General features: G+C 38.7%; 9 protein-coding genes. 4 read left to right on the top strand and 5 right to left on the bottom strand.

From position 1 onward, the window contains the following. Window positions 1–153: 153 nt before the first annotated feature. The 5 genes from aceF to ampD all read right to left on the bottom strand — a co-directional run bounded on the left by aceF (window position 154) and on the right by ampD (window position 7227). Window positions 154–2040 (bottom strand): pyruvate dehydrogenase complex dihydrolipoyllysine-residue acetyltransferase, encoded by a 1887-nt coding sequence (gene aceF, locus J8L70_RS05865; RefSeq protein WP_211054604.1) that lies wholly within the window; start codon window positions 2038–2040, stop codon window positions 154–156. A gap of 11 nt (window positions 2041–2051) precedes the next feature. After that, window positions 2052–4718 (bottom strand): pyruvate dehydrogenase (acetyl-transferring), homodimeric type, encoded by a 2667-nt coding sequence (gene aceE / locus J8L70_RS05860; protein WP_211054603.1) that lies wholly within the window; start codon window positions 4716–4718, stop codon window positions 2052–2054. A 90-nt stretch (window positions 4719–4808) separates the two neighbouring features. Then, window positions 4809–5558, bottom strand: a complete 750-nt coding sequence (gene pdhR / locus J8L70_RS05855; protein ID WP_211054602.1) for a pyruvate dehydrogenase complex transcriptional repressor PdhR — start codon at window positions 5556–5558, stop codon at window positions 4809–4811. Between the two features lie 255 nt (window positions 5559–5813). Further along, on the bottom strand, window positions 5814–6662 hold the full coding sequence (gene ampE, locus J8L70_RS05850; RefSeq protein WP_211054601.1) for a beta-lactamase regulator AmpE: 849 nt from the start codon (window positions 6660–6662) through the stop codon (window positions 5814–5816). A 1-nt stretch (window position 6663) separates the two neighbouring features. Beyond that, entirely contained in the window at window positions 6664–7227 is a 564-nt protein-coding gene (gene ampD / locus J8L70_RS05845) for a 1,6-anhydro-N-acetylmuramyl-L-alanine amidase AmpD (RefSeq protein ID WP_211054600.1), read from the bottom strand. Between the two features lie 158 nt (window positions 7228–7385). Here ampD and nadC point away from each other — a divergent pair, with 158 nt between their 5' ends. From nadC to J8L70_RS05825, 4 genes are all read left to right on the top strand, one after another. Beyond that, a complete protein-coding gene (gene nadC, locus J8L70_RS05840) occupies window positions 7386–8237 on the top strand; it encodes a carboxylating nicotinate-nucleotide diphosphorylase (protein ID WP_211054599.1) in 852 nt (283 codons plus the stop codon). Window positions 8238–8656: 419 nt separating this feature from the next. Then, window positions 8657–9088, top strand: a complete 432-nt coding sequence (locus J8L70_RS05835; protein ID WP_211054598.1) for a pilin — start codon at window positions 8657–8659, stop codon at window positions 9086–9088. 58 nt (window positions 9089–9146) lie between these two features. After that, a complete protein-coding gene (locus J8L70_RS05830; protein WP_211054597.1) occupies window positions 9147–10490 on the top strand; it encodes an O-antigen ligase family protein in 1344 nt (447 codons plus the stop codon). A gap of 141 nt (window positions 10491–10631) precedes the next feature. Next, on the top strand, window positions 10632–11861 hold the full coding sequence (locus J8L70_RS05825; RefSeq protein WP_211054596.1) for a type II secretion system F family protein: 1230 nt from the start codon (window positions 10632–10634) through the stop codon (window positions 11859–11861). Window positions 11862–11870: the final 9 nt, after the last annotated feature.

Here is an 11870-nt window from a genome sequence, read left to right as displayed (position 1 = left end):
CTAAAATTTAACTGCCATGTTTCTGCAAGGCAGAAAATCAGAGCAATACACAAATTTTTGCAAGTATACTGAGAGTGTATCATTGCAAATGGTAAAAATCCCAGCTAAAAACAACTGGCTAGGATTTGATTCTATTTTTTTAACCTAGGTCAACTACATGACTAACTGACGAATATCGCTCATGTAGCTTGCAAGCGTTACAGTAAAGCGTGCAGCTAATGCACCGTCAATTACTCGATGGTCGTATGACATAGAAAGTGGAACCATTAACTTAGGTTCAAAGTCTTTACCATTCCATTTTGGCTTCATTTCAGATTTAGACACACCTAAAATAGCAACTTCTGGTGCATTTACAATCGGCGTAAATGCGGTACCGCCAATGCCACCTAAACTTGAAATAGTAAAACAACCACCTTGCATATCTGATGCCGTTAACTTGCCATCACGTGCTTTAACAGATACTTCCATTAGCTCACGAGACAGTTCGATAATGCCTTTTTTATCAACATCTTTAAATACAGGCACAACCAGACCGTTTGGTGTATCTACAGCCACACCGATATTAATGTACTTTTTAAGAATTAAGCTTTCGCCATCTTGTGATAACGATGAGTTAAATGTAGGGAAGTCAGCTAATGCTTTAGCGGCTGCTTTCATTACAAATACTAATGGCGTAATTTTAACACCTAGCTTTTTCTTTTCAGCAAGAGCATTTTGCTCTTTACGGAATGCTTCAAGGCTTGTGATATCGGCTTCGTCAAACTGTGTAACATGCGGGATTTGCACCCAGTTACGGTGTAAATTTGCACCTGATAGTTTTTGAATGCGAGATAGTTTTTTCTCTTCAACTTCGCCAAATTTAGCAAAGTCTACTTTTGGCCAAGGAATTAACCCCAGCTCACCACCACCTGCATTGCCTTTACCCGCTGACAACTGACCCGATTCAACTTGCTTCACTAAGTTTTTAACATAGTTTTGCACGTCTTCTTTCACTACACGGTTTTTACGGCCAGACCCTTTAACATTAGCTAGGTTAATTCCAAACTCACGCGCTAAACGACGAACCACAGGCGATGCATGAGCATATGCGCTGTTATTTTCAAAGCTTTCGTTGCTTGCTGGGGTTTGTGCAGCTGGAGCCGGTGCCGCAGCTGGTGCAGGTTTTTCTGCAGCAGGAGCCGAAGCGACGGGTGCCGCAGCTGGCGCACTTCCGGCAACTTCAAAAACAAACACTAATGAGCCTGTTTTTACTTTGTCGCCAGTAGCTACTTTAATTTCTTTAACTGTACCTGCAAACGGCGCTGGTACTTCCATTGCCGCTTTGTCACCTTCAACATTTAAGATTGATTGATCTTCTTCAACCACATCGCCTACGACAACCATAACTTCGGTAACTTCAACTTCGTCGTCGCCAATGTCTGGTACATTTACTTCTTGTGTACTTGCTGCAACAGGCGCTGATGCTGCTGGAGCCGGTGCTGCTGCACTTGGTGCTTCAGAGGTGCTGCTAGCAACTTCAAAAACAAACACTAATGAGCCTGTTTTTACTTTGTCGCCAGTGGCTACTTTAATTTCTTTTACAGTACCTGCAAACGGTGCAGGCACTTCCATTGCGGCTTTATCGCCTTCAACGTTTAAGATAGATTGCTCTTCTTCAACCACGTCGCCTACAGCAACCATAACTTCGGTTACTTCAACTTCGTCATCACCAATATCAGGCACTGTAACTTCTTTTGTTGCAGAAGTCGTTGCTGGCGCTGCTTGTGTTGCTGGAGCAGGTGCCGACTCAGCAACTTCAGCAGATGCCGACTCACCTTCAAAAATCATGATTAATGATCCGGTAGTAACGGTATCGCCTTCTGCGATTTTAATTTCTTTTACTGTACCGGCTTGCGCAGCAGGTACTTCCATTGAAGCTTTATCGCCTTCAACAGTTAAAAGTGATTGATCTACGGTTACCGTATCACCAACACTTACTAGAATTTCGGTCACTTCAACTTCATCGCCACCGATATCTGGTACATTAATTTCAATAGTCATTGCGAAACCTCTTAAGCGTACAGTGGGTTAAGTTTGTTAGTATCAATGTTGAACTTTTTAAGCGCTTCAACAACAACTGACTTTTCAACTTCACCGCGTTTAGCAAGTTCAGATAATGTAGCGACAACTACGTATCCTGCATTTACTTCAAAGTGACGACGTAAGTTTTCACGGCTATCAGAACGGCCGTAACCATCAGTCCCTAATACTTTGTAGTTGCTGCTTGGTATAAACGAACGTGCTTGCTCTGCGTAGTTTTTCATGTAATCGGTTGCCGCAACGGTTACCGAGTCATTTAATACGCTAGTGATGTATGGTGTTTTTTGCTCGCCTTCAGGGTTAAGCATATTAAAACGCTCAACATCTTGGCCATCACGTGTTAATTCGTTAAATGAGGTTACTGAGTATACGTCTGACGCAATACCGTAATCATCACTTAAAATAGCCGCTGCTTTACGTACTTCAGTCATGATAGTACCTGAGCTTAGTAGTTGTACATTGGCTTTTTTGCCTGCATAACTTTCTAGCTTATAGATACCTTTACGAATACCTTCTTCTGCGCCTTCTGGCATAGCAGGCTGAGCGTAGTTTTCGTTCATTAACGTTAGGTAGTAGTAAATATTTTCTTGAGCTTCACCGTACATACGACGAATACCATCTTGTACTATAACAGCCACTTCAAACGCATAAGTTGGATCATAAGAAATACAGTTTGGAACCGTATTAGCCAAAATGTGGCTGTGACCATCTTCGTGCTGTAAACCTTCACCGTTTAGGGTAGTACGACCTGCTGTAGCACCTAATAAGAAACCACGTGCTTGCTGATCGCCTGCCATCCATGCCATGTCACCAACACGTTGGAAACCAAACATAGAGTAGTAAATGTAGAATGGGATCATTGGTAAATCGTTAGTGCTGTATGATGTTGCAGCAGCAACCCATGACGACATTGCACCTAATTCGTTAATACCTTCTTGCAATACTTGGCCCGAAGTTGCTTCTTTGTAGTAAGAAACAATGTCACGGTCTTGTGGTGTATAGTTTTGACCATGTGGGTTGTAAATACCAATTTGACGGAATAAACCTTCCATACCAAAGGTACGTGCTTCATCGGCAATAATTGGTACGATATTTTTACCAATACCTTTATCTTTTAATAAGATATTTAGTGCGCGAACAAAACCCATTGTGGTTGATATATCACGTTTTTGCTCATCAAGTAGCGGCTTAAACGCTGATACTTCTGGTAGTTGTAGCTTTTCAGTAAAGTTAGGAATACGCGTTGGCGTGTAACCTTTTAATGCATCACGGCGAGCATGTAAGTATTTATACTCAGCTGAACCTTCTTCAAGCTCTAAGTAAGGAAGATCTTTAAGTTGATCCTCAGATACTAAGTCTTGTAAACCTAGGCGGTCGCGTAGATGTTCAACGTGGCTCATGTCCATTTTCTTAACTTGGTGAGCAATATTTTTACCTTCAGCTGCTTCACCCATGCCGTAACCTTTTACAGTTTTAGCAAGAATAACAGTAGGACGATCGTTTGTTTGCTCGGCCTTTTTAAATGCAGCGTATAGTTTTGATGGCTCATGACCACCACGCTTAAGCGCAAAAATTTCGTCATCAGTCATATCGGCAACTAATGCCGCTGTTTCTGGGTAACGGCCAAAGAAATGCTCACGTACGTATGCACCATCTTTCGCTTTATATGTTTGGTAATCACCATCAATGGTTTCGTTCATTAATTGTAAAAGCTTACCGGTGGTATCTTTTGCAAGTAAAATATCCCAACCACTGCCCCATACAACTTTAATAACATTCCAACCAGCGCCTTTAAACAGACCTTCTAGTTCTTGAATGATTTTACCGTTACCCATTACTGGGCCATCTAGGCGCTGTAGGTTACAGTTAATTAAGTAACATAGGTTATCTAGCTTTTCACGCGCAGCAAACGAAATTGCACCACGTGATTCTGGCTCATCCATTTCACCATCACCTAAAAACGCATATACGCGCTGGTTTTTGGTGTCTTTAAGACCACGACCATCTAAATATTTTAAGAAACGAGCTTGATAAATAGAAGCAATTGGACCTAAACCCATAGATACCGTTGGGAACTGCCAAAACTCAGGCATTAACTTAGGGTGTGGGTATGAAGGTAAACCGTTACCATCTACTTCTTGACGGAAGTTATCTAGCTGAGCGGCACTTAAACGCCCCTCAACAAATGCGCGGGCATAGATACCTGGAGAAATATGACCTTGGTAATAAACTAAGTCACCACCGTCTACTTCATTGGGTGCTTTAAAGAAGTGGTTAAAACACACTTCATAAAATGCAGCTGATGATTGGTAAGACGCCATATGGCCGCCTAAGTCGAGATCTTTTTTCGATGCACGTAGAACGATCATAATCGCGTTCCAACGAATAATTGAGCGAATACGACGCTCAAGATTTACATCACCAGGGTAAGCTGGTTCTTGATCTACCGGAATAGTATTAACGTAGTTAGTTGTTGTGCCAGTTGGCATATCAACGCCGTCTAAACGGGCTTGCTCTAACACTTGCTCAAGTAAATACTGAGCGCGTTCAACACCTTCTTCACGCACAACTGATTCAAGAGCTTGTAACCACTCTTGTGTTTCTAGCGCGTCTACGTCAAATTTATTGACTTCAGACATATGGAGGTTTCCTTATGTTTAAAATACGAATGTTGGTTATTTTAATACAATCAATAGATATGCAGTGTGAATAAATATTGGTGTACTTGCTTAATTTTGCCTAGTGCGTCTTAAACTACGTTCAATTCGCGAATGTTCTTTGCCCGCTTCAAGTAATGCTTCTTCTATAAACGCTAAGTGTGCATTACTAGCTAAACGAGCACGTTCTGGATTGCTTTGAGTAACTGCATCCATTAACAAGTGCCGATGTTGAGCTAATTGATTACGAATATCTGGCTTTTGAAGTAAAGCCGTTAAGTTTTGTAATACATTTTGCTCAAGCAGCGCTTGCATCCCTCTCACTAAATGTAAAAGCACCACATTATGTGATGCTTCAGCAATACTAAAATGAAAGGCATTAATTGCTTTTGCTTTTTTGTGTAAATCGTCATTTGCTAGCGCTATTTTATCAAAACTTTGCTGTACTTTGATAAAATCATTTTCTGTACCACGTAATGCAGCATAATAAGCCGCTATTCCCTCTAAGGCGTGGCGAAACTCTAGTAAATCAAATTGCGATTCGGGATGTTTACTTAACAAATCAAATAGAGGGTCGGTAAGCCCTTCTTCGAGTTGGTTTTTAACATAAGTACCACCACCTTGGCGACGCGTTACTAAGCCTTTTGCTTCAAGCTTTTGTATTGCCTCGCGTAGTGAAGGTCGCGATACTTCAAACTGTTTGGCTAATTCCCGCTCTGGGAGTAGCTTTTCGCCTGGCGCTAACGATCCCTCAAGAATCATATTCTCAAGTTGCTGTAAAATAACATCTGATAATTTTGCTGCTTTAATCTTTAACGACATTAATCAACATCCAAGTTGCGTAAGCGATAACATGTAAAAAATAGCGTTTTAGGTAATAACTTTTACCAAAAAGGTAAATTGGTAATACCAAAAATTTCACATACGTTATCAAAAACCCTGTTTAGTGTCAATTCAGCGCTAATTTAGCATTAGCAGTAGCCTAACGTATTTATTACCAAGATGATATAGCAACAAAACTCATATAATTACGCGCTAAAATCATCTAAAAAAATTGGTCTGACCAGAGTTGAGTTATTAAGCTAAACCAGCAAATAGAGTAAGTAGTGCTATTAACACTAAATAAAATAAAACATTACGTTTAACCAGTTTAATCATACACGTGGCTTCGTAAGCGCAGCCATAATGCTGTTGCTCAATTTGCTCTGCGGCAAGTGCTGTACACGTAATAATTTGTCTGTTTGAGCTGTTAAAATCTAATGCATAACGTAACCAGCAACTGGTGCCTTTATTAAAGTTACCTATCACTAAATAGCCAAAACTAGCAATACGCGCAGGTAACCAGTCGAGCCAAAATAGCAATCGCTGTAATAACTTATAATGTTTACTAAAAATAACATTGTCATTATTACGTGCTAAATCACTATAAGTACGGATAATTGCATACAAGGTAGCTCCTGCAACGCCAAGAACCACAAACCAAAAAATAACGGCACAATAAAATCTGAAATTAACCCACGCTAAAGTCTGCCCTAAAGTTTCACCTGAGTCTTCGGCAAGCTTTTTTTGCCCTAGCTGCTCAGCATACAGAGAGGCTGCCGTATTATCTTCACGTGTAAGTGCATTTAAATACGACTTATATAATGCCCTATGCTTAGCGCAGCCAAAGCATATTAAAAGAACAACAATATTGATAATTAATTGCCACAATACAAAATCAGAAAAGAAAAATACGCCGGCAACAAAAATGACCGGTAAGCACAACCAAATTAAAAAGCCGACTTGCGAATTAAATAAACCGTTATCACTTAAAGATTTTTGCGAACGAGATAAATACTCATCACCATAGTAACTAATTTGCCAATAAGGCGAGCGCGCACCTAACCGTTCTAAAATAAGTGCAATAATTATTGATATTAAAATCATGTTATTTTTCGCCTGCTTGAATTTTTAAATGGTTAAAAAAGTAAGTCCAATCGAAGCTGATACCGGGGTCTGTTTTGCGCCCTGGAGCAATATCGCAATGGCCGACAATATGATCTGTATTTATTTTAGGATATTGTTTTAATATTGCTTGAGTAAGCGTAATTAAAGTGGTGTATTGCTTTGCTGTATAGGGTACGTCATCACACCCTTCTAGCTCAATACCAATGCTAAAGTCGTTACACCCATTGCGCCCTTTATATTGCGACACGCCTGCATGCCAGGCTCTTTTATTAAAAGGCACATATTGAATAAGCTCCCCCGTGCGTTTAATAACACAATGAGCAGATACTTCTACTCCCTTTAAATCAGCAAAGCTAGGATGAGCTTGACTATCGATGCAGCCCATAAATAGATCGTCTATATATTGCGTACCAAATTGCGCCGCCGGCAAAGAAATATTATGAATAACTAATAAGCTAATATCATTTTCATCAGGACGTTCATTATAAAAACGGCACGCACGCTGGAGCGCTGTATTTATAAAACCTCGAGAATCAATCTGCATTATATTTAGCCTTAAAATATCGATAGTAATTATATTAATAGATTTAATAGCATAATCATAGCGCAGCGCTAATATGCCCAAGCTTTACTTGCCCTTCTAATTAAGTATTAAACATAGTAAAATTTTAAATAATTTCTTATAAATAAAGAGCTTTTAGCATGTCGTTACCAAGTAACCTGATAAGCCAACTTGTGACTTTGGCCTTAAATGAAGATTTAGATCAACAAAGTGCCGAACAAGGTGATATTACCGCACAACTGATTCCAAGTACTGAACAAGCTAATGCGATAGTCATTACTCGAGAAGATTGTGTGTTTTGTGGTAAAGACATCATTATCGAAGTATTCAAACAGGTTGATCCCACGATTGAAGTGGAGATACTCGTTAATGACGGCGACACGGTGCTTGCCAATGCAACCTTATTTACAGCCAAGGGCTCTGCTCGTGCCATATTAACAGCAGAAAGAACCGCCTTAAATTTTGTACAAACTTTAGCAGGTACGGCAACAACAACAGCTCAATATGTAAAAGAGTTAGCCGGTACACACACACAACTTTTAGATACTCGAAAAACCATTCCTGGTTTACGTGTTTTACAAAAATATGCTGTTAAGTGTGGTGGTGGTGCAAATCATCGCATAGGGTTGTTTGATGCCTTTTTAATTAAAGAAAATCATATTGCAGCATGTGGCTCGATTGCCAATGCAGTACAGCAAGCAAAACTAAACCACCCATCAAAAGCGGTTGAAGTAGAAGTTGAATCGCTAAACGAGTTAGAGCAAGCGATAACCGCAGGGGCCGATATCATCATGCTTGATAACTTTAGTGTTGAACAAATTAAACAAGCTGTGGTCGTAACCAATAAGCGCGCTAAGTTAGAGGTTTCTGGCAATATGACATTAGCCACGTTAAAAGCCTATTCGCAGGCTGGGGTTGATTTTATCTCAAGCGGAGCACTAACAAAAAATTTACAATCTATCGATTTATCGATGCGGTTTAAGCAAAAATAGCCTGCTTTTAATTATTTAATGGTTTTTATTGCATTGACAAAGGTTAAAAAAAACACTTTAATAACCCTAAAGACTTACTTTGTTATTTGATGTTAAAAATTATTTTTATATTCTTATAAAAGTGATTAAAGTTAATAATAAATAATGATAGACTAATTTCACTGCTAGTATAATTTAGTTAATAGTAAGTTTTTATAAATGTGAAACCCATACTACTAACAATATAGTGGTTACATACAGGATGTTTACACAAGTATTGTTATGATTTTCAACAATTAATGCACTATTAGTTTATTGTCGAATAACGCAAAACAAGTAATTATTTTAAGAAAACTGTAATACAACTCAACTAAAATTAATTAACATAAAAAAGGTTTTAGTTCACTGTATTACAACCCATTATCCTCTAGGAGATATACATGAATAAAATGACACAACAAGCGCAAAAGGGTTTCACCCTAATCGAATTAATGATTGTAGTTGCAATCATCGGTATTTTAGCAGCAGTAGCATTACCTGCTTATTCTGATTATCAAGCTTCGTCTAAACTAACCGCCGGTTTAGCTGAAATTACAGGTGCAAAAACAGAGTTTGAAATTAAGAAAAACAACGGTGAAGCAATCTCAGATATAAGTGATCTAACTAGCATTAAAGTAACAGAAACTCAAAACTGTGATATTACTGCAACCGCTACAACTATAGTTTGTACTATTCAAAATGCACCATCACAAGTAACAGATGCCACTATCACTTGGACAAGAGATAATGCAACGGGTGCATGGAGTTGTAAAACAGGTAATATTACCGGTGATGATTCGTTAGCACCAAAAAGCTGTCCAGCAGGTAGCTAATATAGCCTTATACATATTCTAAGCGCCCTTCAGGGCGCTTGCTTTTTTTAGGTTTTGCATGAATAAAGATATTCGTTTTTTTTCTCAATATATTCCTCTTTTAATAATCTCTTTCTTCTTTGTTGTTTTACTCCCTGTTATTCCCATTTTTTCTTACGATAACTATAACCATCAACGCATATGTCAAATTTTTCTTGTATTATTATTATCGAGTTCAGTTGTATATAAGTTTTGTTTTACTAATTCCACTAAGCCCTTAGCTTTAGATAGTAAATTTGTTCCTTTTTTTGCTATTTTTGCCGCTGTCGGAATAATTTCAGCCTCCATTAGCAAGGAGCCTGTTTATAGCCTGTTTTACTGTTTACACATAACACTGCTTATTTTTTTCTTATTGCCCAACCTATCAATAAAGCACGCAACTTTACCGTTAATTTATGCTTTAGTAATAGCACATTCTATATTGGTACTTTATTGTTTTTTAAAAATATTATTTACGGTGTACGAACAGCAGCCATTAAACGCGACTGTCATTTATAGTGGTTTTAACAATATCCGTTTTTTCAATCAGGTACAGGTATTCGTACTGCCCTTTTTAGTTTTTTTGCTAAGTTACCAAAAAATTCAACGGGTTGTATTTTTTATTTTAATACTCAATTTACTACTCATGTTTATTGGCGGAGCTCGGGGGGCACTACTTTCCTTGATTTTTATTTCCATAGTCTCTTTTTATTTTACGCCCCAATTAAGAAAGAATATACTTAAAGGCTTTTTATGTTTGCTGTTGAGCTATCTCGCATACATTACATTAGAGTATATTGTAAGCCCAGAATATACAGCCTCAATGCGCACCAGTTCATCGGGTCGTGTCCGTATGTGGTTAGAAATTTTAGCTGATTTTTCTTTTCAAAATATTTTCTTTGGTCATGGGCCTGGTATTTACGACATAACGTTTAATCCAGCTAAGCACCCACATAACTCTTTTTTTGAAATACTTAATGAATGGGGTGCAACTGCACTTATTACTTTTATCGGAGTAGTGTATTTTACTTATAAAGCAACTACGCATTATATAAAGTCACACCGTAATGATAAAGTTACCATAACATTGGCTTATTCATTATCTTGTGCCGCCATGTATTCTCTTTTTTCAGGGGTGCATGTTATGCCAATCCCACAAACTCTATTAATTATTTTTTGGGGCGCACTTTTAGGCCGTGTGTATCGCCCAACGGTAACGATAATTAAAATAAATAACGTAGTGAAACTGGTATTATTTTTAATATTTATGATTACTTGGGCTTTTTACCTTTACAGTGCTCTGACCCTGTATAACGCCATTGACCCAGCACAAGGGTATACACCAGCCCCTCGTTTTTGGTCTATAGGGCAGCGGGAACTTTAAACAAATTACGTGCTTTATTTATGCTTCAAATCAGGTGTTTAGTATATGCTAATGAAACTGATATACTCTAAACAATTAAATATCAGTGCTTGTTTGTACTGACTTTATACCGTACTCCATTATTGCAATAGGAATATAACAATGGCAAAAAAACAAGAAGACAAAGGAATCGATATCTTCCAGTGGGTCGGTGTAAGTGCTCGCGGAAAGCGCCTAGAAGGAGAATTGTCAGGTACAAGTATTGCTATTGTTAAAGCGCAATTACGTAAACAGGGGATCACCCCCTCTAAAGTTAAACGTAAACCTAAACCATTATTTGGGATTGCCAGCACACAAAAGATTACCCCTAAAGATATTGCCTTAGTAACACGACAAATTGCCACTATGCTAATGGCGGGCGTCCCCTTAATACAAGCGCTTGAAATGATAGGCTCTGGTACGCCTAATAAAAGTGTTGGTAAGCTAATGGGCACTATTGCTGATGAAGTTAAAGCGGGTCAACCCTTATCCCTTGCGCTAAAAAAACACCCTCGTTATTTTGATGATTTATATTGCGATTTAGTTGCCTCGGGTGAGCAATCGGGCGCTCTTGATAAAATATTTGACCGTGTCGCCCTTTATAAAGAAAAGTCTGAGGCGTTAAAATCAAAAATTAAAAAAGCAATGTTTTATCCTATTTCAGTATTAGTGATTGCGGGTATTGTTACCTCTATTTTGCTTATTTTTGTTGTTCCGCAATTTCAGGATATTTTTGCTGGTTTTGGCGCGGAGCTTCCTGCATTTACTTTGTTTGTTATTGGTATATCGGAGTTTATGCAAGAATATTGGTGGATTATTCTGTTAGCCATGTTCGCTTTTAGCTTTATATTTAAAGAGGCTAAATTAAGAAGCTTAGCGCTGAGAGATGCGGTCGACCGCGCTATTTTAAAGCTTCCTGTTATAGGCATGATTTTAAATAAAGCGGCTGTAGCAAGGTATGCACGTACCTTATCAACCACTTTTGCTGCTGGTGTACCTTTGGTAGATGCACTTGACTCTGCCGCTGGCGCTTCGGGTAATGCCGTTTACCGTTATGCAATTTTAGATATAAAAGCCGAAGTAAGCTCGGGTAACCAAATGAACTGGGCGATGCGTAATTCAAAAATATTCCCCGATATGGTGATTCAAATGGTGGCCATTGGTGAAGAATCGGGGTCACTCGATGGCATGTTAGCTAAAGTGGCGACTATTTATGAGCAAGAAGTCGATGATGCAGTAGATGGTCTTTCGAGCTTATTAGAGCCATTAATTATGGCTGTACTCGGGGTGTTAGTGGGTGGCTTAATTGTGGCAATGTACTTACCAATTTTCCAACTGGGTTCAGTTATTTAATTATAGTTA

It is taken from the genome of Pseudoalteromonas sp. MMG010 (genome assembly GCF_018100905.1).
In the GTDB taxonomy this organism is placed as follows: Bacteria; Pseudomonadota; Gammaproteobacteria; order Enterobacterales; family Alteromonadaceae; genus Pseudoalteromonas.
Note: the sequence above shows the minus strand (reverse complement) of the source record. Positions and strands in the feature narration are given on the sequence as shown.